Origin of the sequence: Pseudomonas sp. NPDC089530 (assembly GCF_050280705.1) — a bacterium.
GTDB lineage: Bacteria > Pseudomonadota > Gammaproteobacteria > Pseudomonadales > Pseudomonadaceae > Aquipseudomonas.
In genome coordinates this window covers 62,585-87,436 of the sequence record NZ_JBNNVU010000006.1, presented here as the reverse complement: position 1 = coordinate 87,436, position 24,852 = coordinate 62,585, and the positions used below count along the sequence as shown (strand labels likewise).

Here is a 24,852-nt window from a genome sequence, read left to right as displayed (position 1 = left end):
CTAGAAGCGATAAGTAAGGTCGAGGAGCAGGCGCAGATCGGTTTCCCGATCCCCGTCATACGGCCGGTTGATCACGCTCAGGTTGGCCCCGGCTTCGAACACGTCGTTCCAGGTCACGCGCTGGCCGTAGCCGAGCAGGCCGATGCCTCCGGTGGAGTGGTCACGCTGGCTGTAGGTACCGGCCCCCACCTGGAACTGCTGGCTCCAGGAAGTTTCGTAGTGGCGATAGAGCACGTGATTGACGTTCACCATCGGCAGGACCGTGAGGTCCGACTTGGGGTTGAAGTACGGCGTGTCTTCCTTGGTGTTGTGGCTCGCGCCGACTTCCAGGCCCAGGTCGACCTGCACGTGGGGCGTGGTGTAGATCCCCTCGCGACCGGTGAGCAGGGCTTCGATGCGGTTGTTGCCGTCGCTGAAATGCGACGGGCTCAGGCTCAGCCGCCACTCGCGGCTCTCGTTGGCCCGCCAGCGCAGGAACGCGCTGCCGCCATTGGCGTAGATGTCGCTGTTCAGCGCCCGCAATGGCGTATTGGCCGACAGGTATTCCAGGCTGCCGCCGTATTGCCAGTGGTCGTTGATGTCCCGGGCGATGGCCAGGCGCGCGCCCTGCTTGTCGCCAAAGCCATAGGAGTGGTTGGAGACTTCCGCTTCCAGGGTCATGTCCCGGGTCCGGCGCTCCACGCCGACACGCTGCCAGCGGTGGTGCCCGGTACCTTCCTCGAAGTCGCCGGTGGCATAACCGAGGCCACCGAACAGCCGCCAGTCTTGCGCGATGGGCGGGCTGTAGAGCACGCTCTCGATGCCGAAATCCTTGCTGCCGGTGACCGCGCCGGCGCCATTGCTGCCACCGCCGTAGCTCTTGCCGCCATAGGTCTCGATGCGCAATTCGGCCATGTTGTGCACCTCGCGCTGCCGGGCCAGGCGCTGTACCTGACGGTTGGCGGGGAAACGCTGCACCACGTCGTCGGTCAGGGCATCGAGCTGGCGCCATTCCTGCAGGTCCAGGGCGGCATGGCCCTGGGCGACTTCCAGGCTGATGTCCTGAGGCTCCAGGACCTCGGTTTCCTTGAGCAGGCCTTCGGCGCGGCGTGGCCATTTGCGGGCCAGGTACAGGTTGGCCTGGGACAGGCGCAGGCCGAGGTTGCCCGGCGCCTGATTGACCAGGTTGTCCAGGCGCTGTTCGCTGTCCGCCAGGTCCTCGCTATAGGTGCCGGACTGCGCCGACAGTTGCTGGGCATCCATCCATTCATCGTTGGGGTTGCCCATCGGCAGCCCCTTGAGCTCGACCCGGGGCTTCTGGCTTTTCGCCAGGTCATCGGCGACCTGCTGCGCTTCTTCCGGACGGTCGCTTTCCAGCAACGCGTAATACAGTGCCGTGCTGTCTTCGACCCGGTCGCTGATATCCGCGTCCGGCGCCGCCAGCACCTCGCGATAGAGATCGCTGGCGATCTCCGGCTTGCGCTGGTCCAGGTGCGAGGACGCGACCCAGCGCATGGCGTAGGTGGGGATGGTCACGTCTTCGGCGGTGAGCTTGTGGTATTCGTCGAGGACCTCGGCGGTGCGGGCACGGGCCCTGAGGGCGCCCAGGCGGTCGACGCGCCAGCGGTTCACATCCTCCTTGGCTGTCGGGTCCGGGGTCCAGGTCGCGATCAACTGGTCGTAATCGGCCAGGGCGCGGTCGGCGATGACATAGCGCTCTTTCTCACTGCGGGTGGCCAGCTCGGTCAGGCGCACGCGCTCGGCGGCCACGTCGCCTTCCAGGCGGCGCTGCAGGACCGGATCGAGCAGCCCGGGGCGCTGGCGGGCCAGGCGCAGCGCCGGCTCCGGCAAACGGGCGCGCTGCAGGGCGAGGATGTATTCGCGGGCGACTTCCGGCTTGCTGCCGGCGCGGACAAACGCCTGGTCGAATTCGAACAGGGCGTCATGGGGCAGGTCGGCGCGGGTCAGGGCATAGCCCAGGGCCAGGCGCCGGGTCGCATCGTCGGGCTTGGCCGCCACCAGTTCGCGGGCACGCTGCACGGCTACGTTGGGTTGGCCGGAGTCGGCCTGGGTCAGGGCCAGGCCCAGTTGCAGGTCGGGGTTCTGCGGTTCGCGCTCGAGGGCCAGGCGGTAAAGCTGGATCGCAGAGTCCCAACGCTTGAGGTTGCGATAGGCTCGCGCGGTGGCGGTCAGTGCCTGGGTCGGCAACACCCGGCCACGGGCCTGGGTCTCATAGACATTGACCACCTCGGCATCGAGGCCGGCCCAACTGGCGATCTGCAGGTGATCGCTGACCAGGCCGGTGGTCAACTGGTCGGCCGGGACCTGGCGTAGATGAGTCAGTGCGGGCGCATAGGTTCCGGCTCGGGCATCAAGGATCAATTGGTCATACGCCGCGTCGGCGAGAACCAGGGTTGGCCATAACAATTGACTGCACAACGCCAAGCGAAACAGCGGGCGCAAAGCACAACGACGCAAGGGATGAACTATCAGCGGCATTTCGTCAGCATCCTTACATGGCTAGCCGGAGTTTCTGGATACTCCCCCTGCCTGACGGGTATCAGGAAACCGAATCGAATGATTCGGCCAGCTTCAGGGTCAGTCTTCCACGCAAGGTTAGTTCAGATATCGAAATGCAATATTTATTCAGATTCGATTTTTTGCCCGGGCCTTGAATAATGCGGCCTGCAGCCCTGTTCGAAGCGGTCGGGCGGTCTGCCGCCCACAGCAAAACGCCCGGCGACTGCGAATGCAGAGGCCGGGCGTTGGCGGGTCGAACGGCTTGGAACGGGTTACTGGATGGTGACAGGACCCAGTTTGCTCATGACAAAGCCGACAAACTGCTCAGGCGTCATTTTCTGGCCGTTGAAGTCCACTTCGTTGTTGGCGTAGCGCACCTTGGACACGATGTCGTTGCCCTCCAGCTTGGCCAGCTGGGTGCCCAGCGCCATGCCGCTGAGCATGTCGGCGGCCATGCTGCCCTGATCGGCGATGGCCTTGGGATCGGTCACGCCGTCCAGTTGCGCCTGCAGCGCCGCCACGTCGGCGATCATCGGCTTGGACAGCAGCAGCTTCAGGTCCAGTTGGGTCAGCAGTTGCTTGCTCAACTCCTCCAGCGGCAACTCCATGGATTGTGGCTTGTTCAGGTCCAGCACCAGGCTGGCGCGGCTTTCGCCGTTGGCGGTCTTGAACGACAGATTGTCCAGGGCGAGATGCGGCTGGGCAGCCAGCAGCTTGTCCAGGTCAGCCTTGACCTGGGCCTGCTCGGCCTCGCTCAGGTTCAGCTCGGGGGCCGGCTGGCCAGCGGCCTCGGCTTCGGCGACCGCGGCTTCGTAAGGTTGCAACTTGTTCTGATAGACCTGCATCAGCGACATGCCGGAAGCGATGTCCAGGTTCTTCATGCTCCAGGTCATTTGCGCCGAACCGACCGCCTTGCCGTTGAGGGCTACCTCGCCAACCTTGTAGTCCGCGCGGCCAGCCAGGTGGGCGCCCGTCTCGTCGGTGGTGCTCTTGACCTGTGAGTTGTTGAAGCTGAGCACCGATTGCTTCTCGCCGAAGGTGGCCTGGGTGCTGCGCAGTTCCAGGATGTTTTCGCCGACGTAGAAGCCGTAGCTGCTCTTGGTCAGGTTGCTGGCCAGGGTCAGGCCGTTGAGTTCGAACTGCACCGGGGTCTGGTCTTCGGCGACGCTGTTGAGCTTGAAACTGTCCATGTAGCCGTCGGCCTTGACCTTCTTCGCGTCGGCGCTGGCCGAGAGTTCCAGTTTCAGGCCGGAGAACTTGAGGGTCGACTTGTCATCCAGGGCCGTTTCCAGCGGCAGCAACTCCAGGCTGCCGGTGGCGGAACGGTCGTAGCCCAGGTTGACCACGCCCTTGAGCGGCGAGGCATCCTTGGTGGCGGCGAACCATTTTTCGGTCAGGGTGTTCTTTTCCAGCTCGTAGTGACTGCTGGCCATGACCGGCAGCCATTTCAGGGTCATCAGCCGCGAGAACGGCAGCGGGCCGTGTTCGATATGGTCGACGAACACCAGCTCGACGCCCTCGGTGCTGTCGCCGAACATCTCGCCTTGTCCCTTCAGGCGGTAGCGCGCGGTGCTGCTGAACAGATGGCGCTCCAGGGATACCAGCTCCAGGCTGGCGGTACCGTTGGAACCGACCATGGCTGCCTGCAGTTCCTTGTTGGCATCGGCGATGGAGGTTTGCAGCACCCCTTCCAGCTTGGTCCCGGTGTACCAGGCGCCGCCAGCGCTGATAGCCCCCACTGCCACGACGATTCCTAACAGTACGCCTGCTGATTTATTCATTATCTGACCCGATCGATCCGTTGTTTGAATGAGTGACCGTCTTCCCTGAACCCGGCACGGGTTGTGGCTCGACTGTGCATAAAACTGCCGAAGGTTAGCACCGGCCGGGCTGGGCGGCCCAACCTTTCCATGTGAAAAGTTGCGAAAGCGGGGCTAAGGAAACCTGTGGTTGCTGCGGGCCTATGCGTTTTTCCAGGGGGATCGCGGACTCAGGTTTTGCGGTTGCTACGTCGGAATGCCGCCCAAACCGATCGCTGCCTCGCCGAGGCTCGGCAGCGGCTACAGGGCTACAGGGCTATGCGGGGTGTTCGGAGTATTCGGTCTCCATGGCGTCGAGCTGGTGATCGAAGCTTTTCAGGCGAGCGGTCCAGGTGTAGACCAGCACTTCGAAATCCCGGTTGATGACTGCACCGCCCGGCGCTTCCGAGCCCGGGTCGCAGAAGTCCAGTTGATAACGCTCGCGGGCCATGGCCGCGGCGACGTCGGACAGCTCGCGGGCATTGTTCAGCCAGTGGCGGCCGTCCGCGGCCTGTTTATCCAGCAACACGCATTGTTGTTTCAGGGCTTCGAGGCTTTTTTCCAGGGGGGTGCCGGTCAATTCGCCCATGACTTCCTGGAAGGTCCGTCCCGGCTGCCAGTAACTGCCCCAGAAGTAACGGTCGAACACCGTTTCGACCCGGCGCAGGGCGACTTTGGTGTCCCAGATCGCCACCAGGGTCTTGCCCTGTTCCAGCTGTCTTTTTTTGATTTTCTGGGTCTGGTACGACGCCCAGGCGACAAACACGATGGCGATCACGGCGATCAGCGCGCTGGCGCTGTCGAGGAAGATCATCGCCTTGTCGATCTGGTGCGCCAGCATGACGCCATAGAAGTAAGTCGCCGAAAGCAGCACCAGTGCGACCGTGGCGCACCAGAAGCCGAGAGCATAAGGGTTTTTCATTATTTGAATCCCCATGACCATCACGTGCCTGACCGCTGGTCGAGCACCTCCCGCAAAGCGCTCCCCAACTGTTCAAAGCATAGCAACGGCCTCAGGGTTTGCTGGGGTTCGAAGCTTGCGTTCGTCCGCTTTCCCAGCCACCGCCCAGGGCCAGGAACAGGTCGATCTGGCTCATCGCCACCTGGGTGTTGGCCGCCGCCAACTGGGCCCGTACGTCGGTATAGGTGCGGGTCGCCTGCAGGTCGGCGAGGAACGACTCGCGCCCGGCCTGGAAGAAGCGATGGGTCTGGTCGGCGGCCTGCCGCGCCGACTGCTCGGCATCGGCCAGGGCGTCCCGGCGCTGCAGCTGGGCGCTGTATTGGGCCAGGCCGGTCTGGGTTTCGCGGAGGGCGTTGAGCACCACCCCGTCGAAATGCGCCAAAGCGCCCTGGCTGGCGGCTTCGGCCTCGTGGATGCGTTCGCGGGCGCCGTTGGCCGGTACCGTCCAGCTGATCAGCGGACCGAAGCCCCAGCGGTTGGTGGACGGCTTGCCGAGGTTGTCGAGAATGCCCACGGTGCCGACAGTCGCGCCGATGCTGATGTCGGGGTACAGGGCCCCGGTGGCCACGCCGATCCGCGCGGTAGCGGCGGCCAGCTGGCGCTCGGCCTGGCGCACGTCGGGGCGGCGCTTGAGCAGCGTCGCGCCGTCACCCACCGGCAACAATTGCGCCATATGCGGCAGCTCGGCACAGCTGTCGGTGCCGGCCGGCAACTGGTTCAGCGGTTTGGCCAGGAGCATCGACAGCCGGAACAGGCCGGCCTGGCGCGCCGCCTCATAGCGCGGCAGTTCGGCGCGCAGGGATTTGAATTGGGTCTGCGAACGGGTGACCTGGGTCTCGTCGCCGCGCCCGGCGTCGCGCAGGCGCTGGATCAGCTCGGTGCCCTGGGCCTGCAGGGCCAGGGAACGCTCGGCGATTTCCCGTTCTTCGTTGGCTGCGCAGACCTGGGTGTAGGCCCGCACCACATCGGCCACCAGGGTGATGCGCGCGGTGTCGGCCGCGGCCTGGGTCGCGTCGGCGTTGGCCTGGGCCGCCTCGATGCCGCGCTGCAGGGTGCCGAACAGGTCGAACTGGTAGGAGGTGCTGATGGACAGGTTGCCGACGTTGGCCACCGGCACTTTTTCCGGCAGCAGGAAGGCTTCGCCTGACTCCTGCAAGCGCTCGACCCCGGCCTTGACCCCGCCGCTCCAGCCACCGGCCGCCTGGGCTTCGTCCACCTGGGCCCGGGCCCGCGCCAGGTTGGCCGCCGCCACCCGCAGGTCAGTGTTGGAGGCCATGGCCTGCTGCACCAGTTGGTCCAGGCGCGGGTCCTGGTACAGGCGCCACCAGTCCGCCGGGACCGGCGCCGAAACCACGTTGTCGCCCGCACCGGCCAGTTCGCCCTGCAGGTCGCCGCGGCGCAGCGCCGCATCCTTCGGCAATTGGTAGTCGGGGCCGACCGCCTGGCAAGCCGACAGCAGCAGGCCGAGCCCCGCCGTGGCCAGACGCAGGGCACCGTTCATCGCCACGCCTCCGGCAGGAACTGCAACGGCGCCCGATCGTCGATGATCGAGACGGTGGCGGTACGCCCGGCGATCATGCGGAAGTCCTCCGGCACCTCATCGAAGGCGATACGCACCGGAATCCGCTGGGCCAGGCGCACCCAGCTGAAGGCCGGGTTGACGTTGGGCAGCAGGTTGGAGCCGCTGCTGCGGTCGCGGTCCTCGATCCCGGCGACGATGCTTTCCACATGCCCGCGCAGCCGCGCGCGATCGCCGATCACCCGGATATCGACGCCCTGGCCGATATGGATGCCGTCGAGCTTGGTTTCTTCGAAATAACCGTCGATATGGAAGGAATTGCTGTCCACCACCGACAGCACCGGGCGGCCGGCGGTGACGAATTCCTGGGCCCGCGGCGCCCGGTCGTTGACGTAGCCGTCCACCGGGCTGCGGATCACCGAACGGTCGAGGTTCAACTGGGCGCTGTCCACCGCTACCTGGGCTTCGGCCAGGGCCGACTGGGCGCGGGCCACGCGGGACTGGCTTTCTTCCAGTTGCTCGCGGGGCACCAGGTTGCCCAGGCTGAGGTTGCGCTTGGCCTCGCGCTGGGCCTGGGCCAGGGTTTCCTGGCGGTCGGCCAGGGCGGCCCTGGCCTGGCGCAGGGCCAGGCCGAAGCGGTCCTGGTCGATGCTGAACAGCACCTGGCCGCGCTTGACCAGCTGGTTGTCCCGCACCTGCACCTGCTGGATCAGCCCGGAGACGTCCGGGGCGATCTGCACGATATCGGCGCGGATATGCCCGTCCCGGGTCCAGGGCGCGAACATGTAGTACATCACCATGCGCCAGACCACCACGACCGCGAAGGTCACCACCAGCAAAGTCAGGACCACACGGCCAATGGTCAATAGAGGTTTTTTCATGTCATCAGGTATCGACTGAGGGAGTCCACGGCGCCGAGCAGCAAAGCGTACAGACCAACGTTGAACAACGCCCGGTGCCAGACCAGACGATAAAAGTGCAGGCGCGTCAGCACCCCGTGCACCACCAGGTACAGGCCATAGGTAATGCCCATCAGCACCAGCAGCGTGGGCAGGAACACCCCGCTGATATCCAGGTCACCGATCATAAAGGCGCTCCATCGATGCCATGGGGAAGCGGTTCTTCGAGTTCGCCGCCCCCGACGAACTCCACGCCAGGCAGCAGGGCCAGGCGCAGGCCGCTGAGGGCGTGCAGCAGGTGCAAACGGGTTGCCGGGTCGTCCTGGCTGCGGGCATCGAGCGTGCGCCGGGTGCGATCCAGGGTCATCAGCAGCAGGCTCGGCGCCGGCAGGCGTTCACCGGCCTTCAGACAAGCCTTGAAGTAGGCGCCGACCTCGGCCACCACCTGACGCAACAGCGCCTGCGCGTTGCTCCCGGCTCGCGGGGCGTAGGCCAGCAGGTCCAGCAGGTTCAGGCCCACGCGCACTTCGCGCAGGGCGGCGCCGGTGTCCTGGCCGGTCATGGCCAGACGCGGCAGGTGCTGCATCAGGCGGTCGAGCATCTGCACGCCCAGATGCCGGTGTTCGGCCAGGTTCGCCGGCTCCGTCATGCCGACAATGTCCTGCCAACTGAAACGGGTCAGGCGCTTGGCCGCCAGTTCCGAGCCGAATGGCCGGGCGACCAGGGTCCAGACAAAAGCGAACAGCAGGCCCATGGGCCCGGCCAGGTTGGAGTTGGCGAAGCTCAGGAAGTCGGCGTCGTAGGCACCCTGGATGCTGATGAAGGACGAGGTGTTGACGATGGTCAGCAGCATGCCCAGGTAGAAACGCGGCTGTACCGTCAGGGTGCCGACGCAGATGAAGGGCACGGCGAAGGCCAGCACCAGCATCGGGAAGTCGTGCAGGTTGGGCAGGATCAGGAACAGATAGAGGCTGGCGAACAGCACCGACATCGCGGTCCAGAAGAAGAACCGGTAGATCTGCGGCGCCGGGTCGTCCATCGCGGCGAAGAAACTGCAGGCCACGGCCGCCAGGATCACCGCGCTGCCGCCGTCGGTCCAGCCCAGCAGGATCCACAGGACCGAGGCGACGATAATCGCCAGGACGGTGGAGGCCGCTGAATACAGCATCAGCCCACGGTCAAGGAACGGCGTCAGGCGGCCCAGGCGCCAGTGGCGATAGACCGCGCGCCAGATGTCCTGGCTTTCGCATTGAATGGCGTGCTGCAGGCTGCGGCAGTCCTGCCATAGGTCGATCCACTCACCGAGGCGGTACAGGGCATTGGAAAACAGCAGCTGGCGCCGGTCGTCGAGGGCTTCGGCGTCGGGCTGCAAGACGTCGAGCTGACTGCGCAGGGCTTGCCAGCGCTCGACCGGCGCGCCCTCGGCGGTGCCTTGCAACCATTCGCCGGCCTGGGCCAGCAGGGGCGCGAACCGGTCCACCAGCTCCGGGGTGCGCCGTTCCAGGGCGTACAACGCATCGTCCAGGGCGTCCACCACCGGCAGCAGGTGGATCATGCGCCCACGCAGTTCCTTGGTATTGCGCACGGTCTGCGGGCGGGCGCCTTCGTGGGGCAACTGGCCGATCATCAGCTCCAGGCTGTTGAAGGTGGCGACCATGGAGGCGCGCAAGGCACTGACGGCTTCGGGCTGCACATCGCGGGCGAGAAAACGCTGGCTGTAGGTGGCGGCATCGGCGAACCACTTGCCCGCCGAGTCGACGAACACCGGCGCCAGCCGCCGGGGCCAGAACAGGCTGCCGACCACCGCCGCGCAGACGATGCCGAGGAAGATCTCCTCGGTGCGGGCCTCCGCCACGTCCCACACCCCCAATGGGTTATCCACCACCGGCAGGGCGATCAGCGGCAGGGTGTAGCCGGCCAGCATCAGCGCGTAGCTGTTGGCGGTGCGCAGGTGCAGGGACAGGAACAGCAGGATGCCGGTCCACAGGGCGATGATCACCACCAGCAAATAAGGGCTCTGCACGAACATCGGCACGAACAGCACCGCCGCCGAGGCACCGAGAAAGGTCCCGATCGCGCGGTACAGCGCCTTGGAGCTGGTGGGCCCGACAAAGGGGCTGGAGACGATGTACACCGTGGCCATCGCCCAGTACGGGCGCGGCATCTGCATGAGCATGGCGATGTACAGGGCGATCATCGACGCGGCAAAGGTGCGCACGCCGTAAAACCAGTCGCGGGCTGGCGGCACGCCGGTAAAAAAACCGTTCAAGCGGGCACCACCGGCAACTGGGCAGCCGATTCGAAGGCGCGGATCACCCGCAGCGCCGCCGCAAGGTCCGCGGGCGGGATGCCTTCCAGCACGTCGCGGCGCAGGCGCACCAGCTCGGCTTCCACCGCCTGCACCAGCTCGCGACCGGCGTCGGTCAGGCTCAGGCACTTGGCCCGGCGGTCGTGGGGATCTTCAGTGCGGCAGGCGTAACCGGCGCTGCACAGCTGGTCCAGCAGGCGCACCAGCGACGGGCTTTCCATCCCCGCCGCCTGCGCCACCGTCACCTGGCGCACGCCCTCGCCCAGGCGCCCGATCATCAGCAGGGGCACGGCGCAGGCTTCGGAGATTCCATAGTTGACCAGCGTGCTCTGGCAAATCCGCCGCCAATGCCGCGCGGCGACCACCATGCCACTGCTGATATTCATCTGGAGCGATTCGAGAGAGTCGGGCAAAGGAAAGTTCGCACACTGTTAGTTTGCTAACTATCAATGCTGCGTTGACTTCAGTCAAGTTTTGAAACAATTGAACCGACCGATCGTCGTTGCGGGGAAGCTTGAGCCGGTTCAAGTACTGATGGTGTATATACTTGGTATATACGTTTGCAGGAGCTACCTGATGCCCAAACATGCTGTTTTCACGATGAAACTCGAAGCTGACCTGCGCGATCAGTTCATGGCCGAGGCCGAGGCCAGCCATCGCCCAGCCTCGCAAATCGTCCGGGAAATGATGCGTCAGTTCGTCCAGGAGAAACGGGAGGCTCGAGAGTACGAAGCCTTCCTGCAGCAGAAGGTCGACACCGCACGCGCGTCCATGACGGCCGGGACAGGCATCGCCAACGATGATCTGGAAGCCACCTTCGCCGCCCGCAGGGCTCAGGTAACACCCCGACAATGAAAGTGATCTGGACGCCGCAAGCCGCACAGGATCGTGCAGAAATATGGGATTACCTGCATGCCCTGAACCCGCAGGCGGCGCTGGATATGGACATCCGCTTCAGCCGGTCGGCCACGCAGTTGGAACAACACCCTCAAGCGGGCCGCCCCGGATTGATCCCGGGGACCCGCGAACTGATCCCCCATCAAAGCTACCGCCTGGTCTACCAGCTCCATCAGGACGCGGTATGGGTCCTGGCGCTGGTGCACAGCGCACGCCAGTGGCCGCCAACCGAAGCCTGACGTCTCAAACGCTTCGCCCCTTCCTCAACAACACATCCAGTTGATCCACAACCTCCGCCCAGTCGGCATCGTCGAGGATCTCGTCGCGCAGGAAGTCCGCCTGGCTGCGGGTCCAGAAGAAGGCGTCCGCCAGGTGCAGTTCCGGTTTCAGCGGTGAATGGGTGGCGATGAAACGGTCGATGCCGACGGGGTCGTCGGGCAGGCCCAGTTGTTTGAACAGGGCTGGCAGGGTGTGGGATGGGGATTCCATGGGTGGCTCCTGAATGGGTTGGGTGGATGCTGCACAGACGCTCGCGGGCAAGCCCCGTTCCCGCAGGAACGGGGCTTGCCCGATATGCCCGCCGCAACCTTACTGGCTAAGCTCGCACACCTCGGCATGGGGCACCATTTTCAGGTACTCGTCCATGCTCAGATGCACCAGGTTGTTGTGGTTGCCGGCTTCGACATAGATGTCTTGCTGACGGGTCAGCAAGGGGTCGATCACCACGTCCAGGCCATAGGATTCGCCCAGCGCCGGTACCGCTCCCCGCTCGCAGTCGCTGAACAGATGCGCCAGGGTGCTTTCCCGGGTGATCTGCCATTCGCTGCTGCCACGGACCTTGCTCAGGTCCAGGTGCCGGCTGGCCGGCAGCACCGCCATCAGGTAGTGGCCGTGACGATCGTCGAGGATCACCGACTTGGCCACGCGCTCGGCGGGAACCCCCGCGACCCGGGCGGTTTCCAGGCTGCTCGCCGAATGAGGGTGAGCCACCACGTCAAAATCGCAATGCGCCTGTTCCAGGCTGCGTTGCACGGTTCTTGCCATACGCATGATGCACCTCTCTGTCCTGAACGGCCTTGCAGGACCCTGGGTTAACAACCGGTCACTCCCTTCCCCAAGTCTAGGACGCGGCGCCTTCGCCCACCGACTAACTTCCGAACGGCATGGGGCCAGGCTGCTCAAGATTCGATCGATCCCGGGCTCTACTAGACTCAAGGACAGAGCCGACGGCTGACTGCCGAGGTGCATGACTCTCCAGGAGGGTCGGATGAACGGGCGTGGGTGGCGGGCAACACTGAAGGGGCTGCTGCTGGGATGGCTGATCGGCTTGCCGACCGGGCACGCCCAGGCCGTGGCCCCGGTGGTGGTGCTCACGGTCAATGACGTGATCAGCCCCGCCAGCGCCGACTATATCGTGCGCGGCCTGGGCAAGGCCGCCGACGAGCACGCGCAACTGGTGGTGCTGGGCATCGACACTCCGGGCGGTCTCGATACCTCGATGCGCTCGATCATCAAGGCGATCCTCGCCAGCCCGGTGCCGGTGGCCAGTTTCGTCGCCCCCAGCGGCGCCCGGGCCGCCAGCGCCGGTACCTACATTTTGTATGCCAGCCATATCGCCGCCATGGCCCCGGGCACCAACCTCGGGGCCGCCACCCCGGTGCGGGTCGGCATGCCGGGGCAGCCCGACCCGGGCAATCCGCCCGCCGCGCCGCGCTCGGACAAAGAACCGGAGCCGGAAACCGACACCCTCACCCACAAGCAGATCAACGACGCCGCGGCCTATATCCGTGGCCTGGCGCAACTGCGCGGGCGCAACGCCGAATGGGCGGAACAGGCGGTGCGCGAGGCGGTCAGCCTGCCGGCCCAGGAAGCCTTGAAGCTGAAGGTGGTCGACTATGTCGCGGATGACCTGGGCGGCCTGCTCAGGCAACTCGACGGCAAGCTCCTCATCGCCGCCGGCCAGGCGGTGCAACTGCATACCCTGGGCGCAGGGGTGATCCATCACGACCCGGACTGGCGTACGCAGTTGCTGTCGGTCATCACCCACCCCAGCGTGGCGCTGATCCTGATGATGATCGGCATCTACGGGCTGTTCTTCGAGTTCGTCAACCCGGGCACCGCGGTGCCCGGCGTGCTCGGCGGCATCTGTCTGCTGCTCGGCTTGTATGCCTTGCAACTGCTGCCGGTGAACTACGCCGGCGTGGCCCTGATCCTGCTGGGCATCGCCTTCATGGTCGCCGAGGCCTTTCTACCGACCTTCGGCGTCATCGGCTTCGGCGGCATCGTCTCCTTTGTCGCCGGCGCGGTGATCCTGATGGACACCGATGTCCCCGGTTATGGCATTCCCCTGCCGCTCATCGTCAGCCTGGCCGTGGTCAGCGCGGTCTTGCTGGTGACGCTGGCGAGCATGGCGGTGCGGGCGCGCCGGCGCCAACAGGTTGCCGGCGACGCCGGGCTGGTGGGCAGCTTCACCACAATCACCGCCGTGCAACCGGGCAACCCTTACAACGGCTGGGTGCTGTTGCAGGGCGAACACTGGCAGGTACTGAGCGCAACGCCGTTGCAAACCGGACAACAGGTCCGGGTGGTGGCGCGCAAAGGGCTGCTTCTGGAAGTGACGACGGCCGAAGCCGCGTCGCGAGGAGGATGACATGGGTCTGGAATTGGGTTTTGGCGCGCTGCTGGCGTTGTTCCTGGCACTGGCGGTCTCGACGTTTCGCATCCTGCGCGAATACGAACGCGCAGTGGTGTTCCAGCTCGGGCGCTTCTGGCGGGTCAAGGGGCCGGGGCTGGTGCTGCTGATTCCGATCGTCCAGCAGATGGTGCGCGTCGACCTGCGCACCGTGGTGCTCGACGTGCCGCCCCAGGACGTGATCACCCGCGACAACGTCTCGGTCAAGGTCAACGCCGTGCTGTATTTCCGCGTGCTGGACTCGCAGAAGGCGATCATCCAGGTCGAGGACTTCCTCATGGCCACCAGCCAACTGGCCCAGACCACCCTGCGCGCGGTGCTGGGCAAGCATGAACTGGACGAGCTGCTGGCCGAGCGCGAACGCCTGAACGCCGATATCCAGCAGGTGCTCGACGCCCAGACCGACGCCTGGGGCATCAAGGTGGCGAACGTCGAGATCAAGCACGTCGACCTCAACGAATCGATGATCCGCGCCATCGCCAAACAGGCCGAGGCCGAACGGGAACGCCGGGCCAAGGTGATCCATGCCGAGGGCGAATTGCAGGCTTCGGAAAAGCTCATGCAGGCCGCCGAAATGCTCGGCCGGCAGCCCGGGGCCATGCAACTGCGCTACATGCAGACCCTGGGATCGATCGCTGGCGACAAAAGCTCGACCATTGTCTTTCCATTGCCCATCGAGCTGCTCAAGGGCATGGCCGAGTTATCGTCGAAGCCCTGAGGCGCGTTCACGCAGTTGTTCCAGCGCCGCGTAAGGCGCCCGGGCCCATTGCTCCAGCTGCTCCCTGAGCCTGGCAGAAGCCTGGGCCTGCTTGCCCTGGCGGTCGTCGACGAAAGCCTGTGCCGGCTGCTTGGCATGCTGGCCGATCCTGGCGAACGCCGCTTGCCGCTGCAGGGCGTCCAGGCCGAAAAAGTCCCCCAGATGGCCGTCCACCGCGCCGGGCAGCTCGTTGTAGTTCAGCGCCAGGCCCGCCCGCTCGCGGCAGTGTTCCAGCCCCAGTTGCAACAAGCGCCCCAGGCGCCGGGCGATCCAGCTTTCGCGATCATGGAAGGGCGCGCCATCGTCCAGCGCGCAAGGCCCGAGCAACCCCGGCGTCATGTGCATGCCGGCACGGCGCAGATGGGACACGGCGATTTCCAGCGGATCGCGATACAGGAACAGCCACGGCGTATCGGCAAAACACTGGCGCAGCAGCGGCAGCTCGCCGATGTTCCAGGCGTCGAGCTTGATCACCAACCGTCGTTCGCCGCCGCCACGCACCTGGCCATAGGCCGACAACAGCCCGAGGATTGCCGCGGCGCGCTCGCCCGGCGCCAGCGAGCTGCGCAACAGGGCATCCAGGGCCGGCGGTTCGGAGACCACTATGTGGTCGTCCAGTTGGGCCAGCATCTGACTGATCAGGGTCGAACCGCAGCGCGAGGCGTGAAAGATAAAGGCGCTGGGGGCCAGGCCCGGGCTGCGCTGCTGCCACTGGGTCAGCACCGCCAGGGAAGTCTGGCGGCGAAACGCCTGATTGAAGGGCAGGCGCAGGCCCTCCTCGACCGCCTCGCGGAAAAACGGCTGCCGCAGCGGCCTGTCGCCAAACCAGCACCAGTCGACCCGCCACTCGTCCTGCGCTTGCCAGATCCGGATCGGCAGCCAGCCGTGCAGGTTCAAGCCGTCCATTGTTCATTCCACAGGCGACGCCCCTGGCGCATGGCTGCACGCAGGTCCTCACGACTGAACGCCAGGCCCCGTTCGCTCGCCAGGGCCAGGGCAAGCGCGATGAAGGCTTCGTTGTCGGTCGGTTCCTGCAAGGCCTGGCAGAGCGCGGCGTCCTCTTCCAGCAACCGGCAGAACCGCGCAAAGGCAAGGGCGGCACGGCCTACGCCGGGGGCCGGGGTGGTCGCCACGCCCGCGGCGATCGCCTGCTCCAACCAGGGGCCGGGGCGGCAGTCGAGCACCAGATGGATGCGCGGCTGGCGGTCGTGATTGTCGACCCGGTGCGGTCGCGACAGGTCGAGAAACCAGCACTCCCCCGCCACCATGGGCATGCGCTGGCCGTCGAGCAGGAAATCCACCTCGGGCGGGCTGAGCAATGGAATGTGCAGACGCAGGTCGGCGTCCGGGCCGCCCAGGTCGTAGTCGCGATGCTCATGGATGCACGCCCCCGGGCCCAGCCGCAACAGGCGCGCCGAGACCATCTGCAACGGCAGGTGCTGCAAGGCTTGCTGCCAGTCCGGGTCCTGCAACCAGGGCCCGCGCTGCACCGGCAGGCCCTTGCCCGGCGCCAGCTCCGACGGCGCGTCGACCGCCGAGATCAGCGCCACGCCGCTCCAGTCGCCGTCGTAGAAACCGCCGTTGAAATGCCCCTGCCAGGCACTGGCGGGGATTCGCTCCAGGGCCCGCAACAACCGCGGCAGGTCCACGGCGACCGGCAGCCGGGCGAACGCCGGACGGCTCATGAGGGCGGCAGTACCTGGCGCTCGACCAGCCAGCCGAGTAATTGCTCCAGGCAGGCGTCGATCGACTGGCGGCCGGTGTCCAGTTCCAGCGCGGCCCGTGGCGGCTCGTAGGGCGCCGAGATGCCGGTGAAACCGGGCAGCTCGCCGCTGCGGGCACGGGCGTAATGGCCCTTGGGATCGCGTTGCTCGCAGACCGCGAGCGAGGCGCTGCACCAGATTTCCAGATAGTCCTCGCCCAGGCGCCGGGCGAACAGTTCGCGCTGTTCGATCAGCGGCGCGATCATCGCCAGGATCACGATCTGCCCGTTGTCCACCAGCAAGGCCGCCAGCTCGCTGGCGCGGCGGATATTTTCCCGGCGGTCGGCCTCGGCGAACCCCAGGTCGCGGTTCAGGCCGCCGCGCAAGGCATCGCCGTCCAGCACCAGGCTCTGTCGGCCATGCTGGAACAGCCCGGCCTGCAGCGCCTGGGCCAGGGTCGACTTGCCCGCCGCCGGCAGGCCGGTCAACAGGATCGCCACCCCGCGATGGCCGTTGCGGGCTTCCCGCTGGGCCCGGCTGACGCTGACCGGCGGCGCCTGCAGGTTATTGTCCTTGGGCATGGGCCACCGGCACCGTGATGTTGCCGGCCGCCCAGTCGGCCTCGCGGCTGGCCAGCGCCGTAGCGATGGACTGCACCTGGGTCGATTGCACCTCCCTGGGCAGCGGGTCGAGCCCGGCGCTGGCGAAGATCTGCCCATAGGCGTTGCGCAGGTCGGCATAGGCCAGGTCCCGCCGCAGGTCCGCCTGCAGGGTATTGAGCTCGCCCTGGATCAGGTCCAGCTCGCCGATGCCATTGGCCTGGTAGCGGTTGCGCAGCTGGCCGATGATCTGCCCGTCGATGTCGGCCAGTTCCTGGCTGGTCTTGAACTGGCGCAGGGCGTCGCGGTAGTTGGCGTTGGCCACGTAGACCTGGGCCAGCACGGCGATCGACATGGCCTGACGACGCGCCGCGGCGACTTCTTCGCCGGCCTTGGCGGTATCGATGGCCGCCGGCGCGGAGAGCACGTTGAACAGGTTCCAGGTGACCTTCACCCCATAGTCGGCCCACTTGTCGTTGACCAGGAACGAGTTGCTGTCGTAATGCCCACCGGCGGAGAACTCCAGGCCCGGTAGCAGGCGCAGCATCGCCTTGCGGGTTTCCGCCGTGCTGATGCGACTCTGGTAATCCTGCTCGCGCAGTTCAGGGCGGCTGGTCAGGGCCTCGTGCTCGAGGCGGGCCATGTCCACCTTGAGCTCCGGGATCGGATAGTCGTCGGTGGTCGCCAGGGTCAGGTTGGTGCCCATGGGCAGGTTGATCAGGGTCGACAGCTCGGTCTTGGCCAGGGACAGCGCCCGGCGCTGCTCCTCCAGCTGGCGCGTGGCCTCGATCAGCGAGCGCTGGTAGGCCAGGGCCTGCACCGGGTCGCCGATGCGTTGCTGGCTCATGCTCTGGCTGTTGCTGCGGGCCTGGTCGACCCGGCCCATGAGGCTGTCGATCTGCTTGAGCAGGCGTTCGGCCGCCACCGCCCGCCAATAGGCCGAGCGCACGTCCTGGACAATGGTGTTGATCACCTTGCGCCGGCGTTCCTGGACGATCAGCCGCTGGTCGCCCTGTTGCTTGGCATTGATGTAGCTGACGCCGAAGTCCAGGACGTTCCAGACCATGGTCAGGTCGGCCACTCTGCGGTCCCGGTCCTGGGAGGTCGACGGTTCCAGGGACTGGCTGCCGGTTTCCACGCTCTGGCTGCTGGAAGCGCTGACGTTGTTGCGTCCCACATAGCCGGCGGAGAGCGCCATGCGCGGCAGCATGTCGAAACTGGCGAGGTCCAGCTGGCGCTTGGCCAGGGCCTCTTCCATGATCTTCAACCGCCCCTCGAGGTTGTATTTCACTGCCCGGGCCATGGCCTGGTGCAGGGTCAGCGGACCGCTCAACGGCTCCTGGTCCTTGTACATGCTCTGCAGGTCGCTGCGGGCGCGCTGCTCGCTGGCACTGCGTTCAATCGGTTTACTGCTGACGGCACAACCACTGACCATCAGCGCCAACAAGCTGACCCCGAACAACTTCTGACTCTTATTCATCCTTGTCTCGCCCCTGGGTGCCACATCGTATTAAGTGGTGTGTCAGGCCGGCATTTCGCTGATGCCGGCCTGTTCGAACGCCTTGGCCAGATCGCGGATCTGCCGTTGCTCCGTGTCTTGCATCAACTGTAGCTGCTGGGTCAGCGAGGGTGCCCCAAACACCCCATGCACGCCCTGGGTAGCATCGACAGTCTTGAGCGAATGGTCGCCAAAGGGCTTGAGCGCCCCCTTGTCCCCGGCGGTTTCCTGGCCGAACAGCACCGACAGCGTGCTTTGGCTGAATACCCCGCCGTCGCCGCCACCGAAGCCCAGGAAGCCATGGCCGTTGCCGTCGCCACCGGCGTCGCTGCTGCCGAAGACCTGGGCGATATAGCTCGGTGCCAGGGCCCCGCGATTGATGAAAATATCCCCCAACGGCCGGATGCCGTCGCCCAGCACCCGCTGCTCGAACAGCGGCGCGAAGGTCAGCGGCGAGCCCAGGTCGCCATCCGGTGGCATGGCCACCACAGGCTGCAGCGGTACATAAGGCGGCAGTGACGGGACCACCGGATTGCTGGAGCGGAACTCCGGATCGCCGACCGGCAGTTGGGTCACCGGGTCGGCCCCCGGCACGGTATTGATCGCGTAATTGTTGGAATCGGTGCTGCCGCTGCCGGCGTTGCCGAAGGCATCGCTCACCCCGCTGTTGTTCAGGGTGATCTGGTTGCTGGTATCGCTGATGTTGGCCGTCGGCGTCAGGGTCGCGGTCCAGGTCCGGCCGCCGTCGCTGCTGCTCACCGCGCTCAGGGTGCCGTTGGCCACGGTCAGGTCCGAGTTGGTGAAACCGCCCACCGCCTCGCTGAAGGTGACGGTCACCAGGCTGGTCTGGCCGACGCCGAGGCTGCTGTTGGCGACCACGATGGTCGCGGTCGGTCGCTGGGTGTCGATCAGGTAATTGTTGGAGTCCGTGCTGCCCAGCCCGGTATTGCCCGAGCCGTCCGTCACGCCAGTACCGTTGAGGGTGATCAGGTTGCTGGCATCGGTGACATTGGCGTTCGGCGTGAAGGTCGCCGTCCAGGTGATACCGCCGTCGCTGCTGCTGACCGCGCTCAAGGTGCCGTTGGCCACCGTCAGGTCGCTGTTATCGAAGCCGCTGACGGCCTTGCTGAAGGTGATGGTCACCAGGGACGTATCGCCCACGGCCAGCATCGGGTTGGCGACCACGACGGTGGCCGTGGGCCGAACGGTGTCGATGACATAGTTGGCCGAGTCGGTGCTGCCCACGCCGGCGTTGCCGACAGCGTCGATCACCCCCGCATTGTTCAGGGTGATCTGGTTGCTGCTGTCGCTGATGTTGATGCCCGGGGTGAAGATCGCGGTCCAGGTGATGCCGCCGTCGCTGCTGCTCAGCGCACTCAGGGTGCCGTTGGCCACGGTCAGGTCCGAATTGGTGAAACCGCTGATCGCCTCGCTGAAGGTGATGGTGACAGTGGTGGTCTCGCCCGCCTTCAGGGCCGTGTCGGCGATCACGATAGTGGCCGTCGGACGCCCGGTGTCGATGATGAAGTTGTTCGAGTCGGTGCTGCCGCTGCCGGCGTTGCCCGCCGCGTCGCTGACCCCGCTGTTGTTCAGGGTGATGACGTTGGTCGTGTCGGCGATATTGGCGGTCGGGGTGAAAGTGGCCGTCCAGGTGATACCGCCGTCGCTGCTGCTGACCGCGCTCAAGGTGCCGTTGCTCACCGTCAGGTCGCCGTTGTCGAAACCGCTCACCGCCTCGCTGAAGGTGATGGTCACCAGGCTGCTTTCGCCGATCGCCAGGATCGGGTTGACCACCACTATGGTGGCTGTCGGGCGGGTCGTGTCGAGGGTGTAGTTGTTGGAATCGGTGGTGCCGGTACCCGTGTTGCCGGAGGCGTTGGTCACCCCGCTGTTGTCCAGGGTAATGAGGTTGCTGGTGTCGGTGATGCCCGTGGTCGGGGTGAAGGTGGCGGTCCAGGTGACGCCGCCGTCGCTGCTGCTGACCGCGCTCAGGGTGCCGTTGGCCACCGTCAGATCGGCGTTGGTGAAGCCGCTCACCGCCTCGCTGAAGGTGATGGTCACCAGGCTGGTTTCACCGGCCTTCAAGGCCGTGTCGGCGACCACCACGGTGGCCGTCGGCCGCACGGTCTCGACGGTGTAGTTGGCGGAGCCGGTGGTGCCCATCCCGGCGTTGCCCGCCAGGTCGCTGACCCCGCTGTTGTTCAGGGTGATCAGGTTGCTGAGGTCGGTGATGCCCGCGGTCGGGGTGAAGGTGGCGGTCCAGGTGATGCCGCCATCGCTGCTGCTGATCGCGCTCAGCGTGCCGTTCTCCACCGTCAGGTCAGCGTTGGTGAAGCCGGTCACCGCCTCGCTGAAGGTAATGGTCACCAGCGAGGTTTCGCCAGCCTTGAGGGCCGAGTCAGTCATCACGATGGTGGCGGTCGGGCGCTGGCTGTCGATGATGTAGTTGTTGGAGTCGGTGGTGCCGCTGCCGGCGTTGCCGGCCGCATCCGCAATGCCCGTATTGTCCAGGGTGATGAGGTTGCTGGTGTCAGTGATGCCCGCGGTCGGGGTGAACGTGGCGGTCCAGGTGATGCCGCCGTCGCTACTGCTGACCGCACTCAAGGTGCCGTTGTCGATGGTCAGGTCGGCGTTGGTGAAACCGGTCACCGCTTCGCTGAAGGTAATGGTCACCAGCGAGGTCTGGCCCACGCCCAGGGCACTGTCGGCGACCACGATGGTCGCGGTCGGACGCTGGGTGTCGATGGCGTAGTTGTTGGAATCGGTGGTGCCGCTACCGGCGTTGCCGGAGGCGTTCTGCACCCCCGTGTTGTCCAGGGTGATCAGGTTGCTGGTATCGGTGATGCCCGCGGTCGGGGTGAAGGTAGCGGTCCAGGTGATGCCGCCGTCGCTGCTGCTGACCGCGCTCAGGGTGCCGTTGGCCACCGTCAGGTCAGCGTTGGTAAAGCCCGTCACCGCCTCGCTGAAGGTGATGGTTACCAACGAGGTTTCGCCGATCTTCAAGGCGCTGTCCGCCACCACTATGGTCGCCGTCGGCACGACGGTATCGATGGCGTAGTTGTTCGAGTTGGTGGTGCCGGTACCGGTGTTGCCCGCCGCATCGCTCACCCCGGCGTTGTTCAGGCTGATCAGGTTGGTGGCATCGTTGATACCCACGGTCGGGGTCAAGGTCGCGGTCCAGGTAATGCCGCCGTCGCTGCTGCTCACCGCGCTCAAGGTGCCGTTGGCGATGGTCAGGTCGGCGTTGGTGAAGCCGGTCACCGCTTCGCTGAAAGTGATGGTCACCAACGAGGTTTCGCCGGCCACCAGGGTCGTGTCGGCGACCACGATGGTGGCGGTCGGACGCACCGTGTCGATGGCGTAGTTGTTGGAGTCGGTGATGCCGCTGCCGGCGTTGCCGAGCGAATCCGCGACGCCCGTGTTGTCCAGGGTGATCAGGTTGGTGCTGTCGGTGATGCTGGCGGTCGGGGTGAAGGTCGCGGTCCAGGTGATGCCATCGCTGGTACTCAAGGCGCTCAGGCTGCCGTTGGCCACTGTCAGGTCGGCCAGGCTGAAGCCGGTCACGGCTTCGGAGAAGGTAATGGTCACCAGCGAAGTCTCGCCGATTTTCAGCGCGGTATCCGCCACCACTATGGTCGCGGTCGGCCGCTGGGTATCGATGGCGTAGTTGTTGGAGTCGGTGGTGCCACTGCCGGCGTTGCCGGAGGCGTTGGTCACGCCGCTGTTGTCCAGGGTGATGACGTTGGTGGTGTCGGTGATGCCTGCCGTTGGGGTGAAGGTGGCGGTCCAGGTGATACCGCCATCGCTGCTGCTGACGGCGCTCAGGGTGCCGTTGGCCACGGTCAGGTCGGCGTTGGTGAAGCCGGTCACCGCCTCGCTGAAGGTGATGGTGACCAGGCTGGTCTGACCGATGCCGAGGCTGCTGTTGCCGACCACTATGGTCGCCGTCGGCAGCACGGTGTCGATGGTGTAATTGTTCGAGTTGGTGGTGCCGGTGCCGGTGTTGCCGGCCGCATCGGTCACCCCGGCGTTGTTCAGGCTGATCAGGTTGCTGGCATCGTTGACACCGACGGTCGGGGTAAAGATCGCGGTCCAGGTGATGCCGCCGTCGCTGCTGCTCACCGCGCTCAAGGTGCCGTTGGCGATGGTCAGGTCGGCGTTGGTGAAGCCGGTCACCGCCTCGCTGAAGGTGATGGTCACCAACGAGGTCTCGCCGGCCACCAGGCTAGTGTCGGCGACCACGATGGTGGCGGTCGGACGCTGGGTGTCGATGGCGTAGTTGTTGGAGTCGGTGGTGCCGCTGCCGGCGTTGCCGGCCGTATCCGTAACGCCCGTGTTATCCAGGGTAATGAGGTTGGTGCTGTCGGTGATGCTGGCGGTCGGGGTGAAGGTGGCCGTCCAGGTGATGCCGCCGTCGCCGCTGCTCACCGCGCTCAAGGTGCCGTTGGCGATGGTCAGGTCGGCGTTGGTGAAGCCAGTCACCGCCTCGCTGAAGGTGATGGTCACCAGCGAGGTTTCGCCAACTTTCAGCGCGGTATCCGCCACCACTATGGTCGCGGTCGGCCGCGCCGTGTCGACGGCGTAGTTGTTCGAGTTGGTGGTGCCGACCCCCGGGGTGCCGAGGCCGTTGGTCACCCCGGTGTTGTCCAGGGTAATCACGTTGGTGCTGTCGGTGATGCCTGCCGTCGGCGTGAAAGTGGCGGTCCAGGTGATGCCGCCGTCGCTGCTGCTCACCGCGCTCAGGGTACCGTTGGCAATGGTCAGGTCGGCGTTGGTGAAACCGGTCACCGCTTCGGAAAAGGTGATGGTCACCAGCGAGGTCTCGCCGATTTTCAGCGCGTTGTCCGCCACCACTATGGTCGCGGTGGGCGGTGGCGCATAGGCGGTGTTGAGGATCCCGCCGTCGTTGTAGATCCCCGCCACGGCGGTCTGGGTGGCACCGTTCGAACCACCGCCCAAGGCGATGCCGCCAGCGCCGCTACCGGCCGCGTTGCCGCTCATGGCGGCGAAGTTGGCCGCGGTCATCAGCAAAGTGCCCTTGTTCCAGATCGCGCCGACGCCCCGGCCGGCGATCCCGCCGTTGCTGGCGTTGCTGCCTTGGCCGCCACCGCCGCCGCCACCGCCGCCCGCGCCGATGTTGTTGCTGATGGCCGAGGTACCGATGACGGTGATGGTGCCGCTGCTGGCGTTGTAGATACCGCCGGCCGCGTTGCCGCCAGCGCCGCCGACCGCGTCCCAACCGGCGCCGCCGCCACCGCCGCCGATGGATATCGTGCCGTTGGTCGCCGTGCCGCCGTTGCCGCCGTTGCTGTAGTAGGACACACCCACGCCGCCCGCGCCGCCGGTGGTGCTGCCGCCGCGACCGCCCATGTGGGTGGCGTCGTAGCCACCGCCATAGCCGCCCACACCGCCGCTGCCGGCCTGGCCGCCCAGGGTGCCGACGCCAGGGCCTGCCGTACCGCCATGGCCGCCGCCCTGGCCACCCAGGCCGCCGCCACCGCCGCCGCCGCCGCCATAAAACGCGCCGGTGACACCGCCCCCGCCCCCGCCGCCCGAGGCGGCGTTGGAGGTGACGGAGACGTTGTTGAGGGTGAGGGTCCCGGCGTTGAAAATCCCCCCGGCCATGGCGCCGGCCGCTCCAAAGCCGCCATTGCCACCGTTGCCCGAGACCAGGCCCCGGGTGATCACCAGGCCATCCAGGGTCACGGTGCTGCCCGAGGCCACTTCGATGACCCGGGTCTTGTGCTGACCGTCCAGGGTCACGTCCGCCACCCCGTCGTTGTTCAGGTCGCCATCGATGGTCACGTTCTTGTTGACCAGCAGTTCGGCGGTCAATTGCACCGTCATGCCGCTGCTGAAGGTGACGATATCGCCGTTCTGCGCCGACGCCAGCGCCGCCCGCAGTGAACCGACGCCGGAGTTGGCGTTGTTGGTGGCGGTCCAGGTGGCCAGCCCCCATTGATAGTCATGCATGGCCTGGGTGGACAGCACGTTGGCGCTTTCGATGGTGCCGGTGGCGATCTCCAGCTCCCAGTCGCCGCCGACGCCGGTGCGGTCGTTGGAGGCGGCCACGTCGCGGCCGGTCAGTTGCGCCAGGGACTCGACGAAACTCAGGCCGCGCTCGCCCTCGGCGGTGTAGCAGCCGTAGATGAGGATATCGCCGCCGGCGTTCATCTCCTTGCCGATGTCCGCCAGCACCGCCGCACGGGCCTGTACGTTGTCGGCCGACAGGTAGCTGTCGCCCAGCCACAGGTCCCCGGCATTGCCGTGAGCGATGATCTGCACCGAGCTGACGCCCTGGTGCTGTTCCAGGTAGTCGGCGATCTGCTGCAAGCCATCCCGGCCGGCGTTGAGTTGCACCACCTGGGTGCCGGGCGCGATGCCCTTGAGCAGGCTGTCGGCGTCCTTGACCCGCGAGTCGACGAACACCACCGTCTGCCCCGGCACCGCGGTCGGGGCTGCCGCCGCGGGCGCATCGGCCTGGCCGTGGGTGTCCTTGCTGACGCTCGGCTGATCGGCGGCGGTCGGCGTCTTGGCCACGTCCGCCGTGGGGTGGCTGTCCGGCTGGGCAGCATCGGCCACGGTCGCCGCCACCGCGCCGTCGAACAGCATGCGCGGCTCCAGAGGCATGATCATCGGTGAGGCCAGGGCATTCGCCCGCCCGTTGGCCCGCTGGGAAACCCGCGACTTACCGTTGCTCCACCACATGATGCTCACCCGG

19 protein-coding genes are annotated in these 24,852 nt (G+C 66.1%); 4 read left to right on the top strand and 15 right to left on the bottom strand.

Annotated elements, in window-relative coordinates; translation table 11 throughout:
- From pgaA to ACQKQA_RS03970, 8 genes are all read right to left on the bottom strand, one after another.
- On the bottom strand, positions 1-2,478 hold the full coding sequence (pgaA, locus tag ACQKQA_RS04005) for a poly-beta-1,6 N-acetyl-D-glucosamine export porin PgaA (protein WP_427553771.1): 2,478 nt from the start codon (positions 2,476-2,478) through the stop codon (positions 1-3).
- A 293-nt stretch (positions 2,479-2,771) separates the two neighbouring features.
- Positions 2,772-4,280 carry a YdgA family protein gene (locus ACQKQA_RS04000; protein ID WP_427553769.1) on the bottom strand — a complete coding sequence of 503 codons (1,509 nt, stop codon included), beginning with the start codon at positions 4,278-4,280 and terminating at the stop codon, positions 2,772-2,774.
- Positions 4,281-4,575: 295 nt separating this feature from the next.
- Positions 4,576-5,220: an NADH:ubiquinone oxidoreductase subunit N gene (locus tag ACQKQA_RS03995; protein ID WP_427553767.1), complete on the bottom strand. Its 645-nt coding sequence runs from the start codon at positions 5,218-5,220 to the stop codon at positions 4,576-4,578.
- A 91-nt stretch (positions 5,221-5,311) separates the two neighbouring features.
- Positions 5,312-6,760 (bottom strand): efflux transporter outer membrane subunit, encoded by a 1,449-nt coding sequence (locus ACQKQA_RS03990; RefSeq protein ID WP_427553765.1) that lies wholly within the window; start codon positions 6,758-6,760, stop codon positions 5,312-5,314.
- Positions 6,757-7,659 (bottom strand): efflux RND transporter periplasmic adaptor subunit, encoded by a 903-nt coding sequence (locus ACQKQA_RS03985; RefSeq protein WP_427553764.1) that lies wholly within the window; start codon positions 7,657-7,659, stop codon positions 6,757-6,759. Before ACQKQA_RS03985 ends, ACQKQA_RS03990 begins: the two co-directional genes overlap by 4 nt.
- Entirely contained in the window at positions 7,656-7,865 is a 210-nt protein-coding gene (locus tag ACQKQA_RS03980) for a DUF1656 domain-containing protein (RefSeq protein WP_427553763.1), read from the bottom strand. Before ACQKQA_RS03980 ends, ACQKQA_RS03985 begins: the two co-directional genes overlap by 4 nt.
- Positions 7,862-9,946, bottom strand: coding sequence for an FUSC family protein (locus tag ACQKQA_RS03975; protein ID WP_427553761.1), 2,085 nt, complete (start codon positions 9,944-9,946; stop codon positions 7,862-7,864). The genes ACQKQA_RS03980 and ACQKQA_RS03975 overlap by 4 nt, the downstream gene beginning before the upstream one ends.
- Positions 9,943-10,371 carry a MarR family winged helix-turn-helix transcriptional regulator gene (locus ACQKQA_RS03970; RefSeq protein ID WP_427553759.1) on the bottom strand — a complete coding sequence of 143 codons (429 nt, stop codon included), beginning with the start codon at positions 10,369-10,371 and terminating at the stop codon, positions 9,943-9,945. Before ACQKQA_RS03970 ends, ACQKQA_RS03975 begins: the two co-directional genes overlap by 4 nt.
- Before the next feature lie 190 nt (positions 10,372-10,561).
- Between ACQKQA_RS03970 and ACQKQA_RS03965 the strand changes: the two genes are divergently transcribed.
- Both ACQKQA_RS03965 and ACQKQA_RS03960 read left to right on the top strand, forming a co-directional pair.
- Positions 10,562-10,840, top strand: coding sequence for an antitoxin of toxin-antitoxin stability system (locus ACQKQA_RS03965; RefSeq protein ID WP_427553757.1), 279 nt, complete (start codon positions 10,562-10,564; stop codon positions 10,838-10,840).
- Complete coding sequence (locus ACQKQA_RS03960) at positions 10,837-11,121, top strand: type II toxin-antitoxin system RelE/ParE family toxin (RefSeq protein WP_427553755.1); 285 nt, start codon at positions 10,837-10,839, stop codon at positions 11,119-11,121. Before ACQKQA_RS03965 ends, ACQKQA_RS03960 begins: the two co-directional genes overlap by 4 nt.
- A 4-nt stretch (positions 11,122-11,125) precedes the next feature.
- On the opposite strand, the gene ACQKQA_RS03955 is transcribed toward ACQKQA_RS03960, so the two are convergent.
- A complete protein-coding gene (locus tag ACQKQA_RS03955) occupies positions 11,126-11,371 on the bottom strand; it encodes a DUF2789 domain-containing protein (RefSeq protein WP_427553753.1) in 246 nt (81 codons plus the stop codon).
- Positions 11,372-11,470: 99 nt separating this feature from the next.
- Complete coding sequence (locus ACQKQA_RS03950) at positions 11,471-11,932, bottom strand: aminoacyl-tRNA deacylase (protein ID WP_427553751.1); 462 nt, start codon at positions 11,930-11,932, stop codon at positions 11,471-11,473.
- Positions 11,933-12,149: 217 nt separating this feature from the next.
- On the opposite strand from ACQKQA_RS03950, the gene ACQKQA_RS03945 reads away from it, so the two are divergent.
- Complete coding sequence (locus ACQKQA_RS03945) at positions 12,150-13,532, top strand: NfeD family protein (RefSeq protein WP_427553749.1); 1,383 nt, start codon at positions 12,150-12,152, stop codon at positions 13,530-13,532.
- A 1-nt stretch (position 13,533) separates the two neighbouring features.
- A complete protein-coding gene (locus ACQKQA_RS03940) occupies positions 13,534-14,292 on the top strand; it encodes a slipin family protein (protein ID WP_427553747.1) in 759 nt (252 codons plus the stop codon).
- Here the strand turns inward: ACQKQA_RS03940 and ACQKQA_RS03935 are convergent.
- From ACQKQA_RS03935 to ACQKQA_RS03915, 5 genes are read right to left on the bottom strand one after another with little or no spacing between them, the layout of a single operon-like run.
- Positions 14,275-15,237: a sulfotransferase family protein gene (locus tag ACQKQA_RS03935; RefSeq protein WP_427553745.1), complete on the bottom strand. Its 963-nt coding sequence runs from the start codon at positions 15,235-15,237 to the stop codon at positions 14,275-14,277. The two genes, ACQKQA_RS03940 and ACQKQA_RS03935, sit on opposite strands and share 18 nt — an antisense overlap.
- The gene (locus tag ACQKQA_RS03930) at positions 15,225-16,016 is read right to left on the bottom strand and encodes an aspartyl/asparaginyl beta-hydroxylase domain-containing protein (RefSeq protein ID WP_427553743.1); all 792 of its coding nucleotides are present in this window, start codon (positions 16,014-16,016) and stop codon (positions 15,225-15,227) included. Before ACQKQA_RS03930 ends, ACQKQA_RS03935 begins: the two co-directional genes overlap by 13 nt.
- A complete protein-coding gene (gene cysC, locus ACQKQA_RS03925; protein ID WP_427553741.1) occupies positions 16,013-16,615 on the bottom strand; it encodes an adenylyl-sulfate kinase in 603 nt (200 codons plus the stop codon). The genes ACQKQA_RS03930 and cysC overlap by 4 nt, the downstream gene beginning before the upstream one ends.
- Positions 16,599-18,113 carry a TolC family protein gene (locus tag ACQKQA_RS03920; RefSeq protein ID WP_427553739.1) on the bottom strand — a complete coding sequence of 505 codons (1,515 nt, stop codon included), beginning with the start codon at positions 18,111-18,113 and terminating at the stop codon, positions 16,599-16,601. Before ACQKQA_RS03920 ends, cysC begins: the two co-directional genes overlap by 17 nt.
- A 42-nt stretch (positions 18,114-18,155) precedes the next feature.
- Positions 18,156-24,839, bottom strand: a complete 6,684-nt coding sequence (locus tag ACQKQA_RS03915) for an Ig-like domain-containing protein (RefSeq protein WP_427553737.1) — start codon at positions 24,837-24,839, stop codon at positions 18,156-18,158.
- Positions 24,840-24,852: the final 13 nt, after the last annotated feature.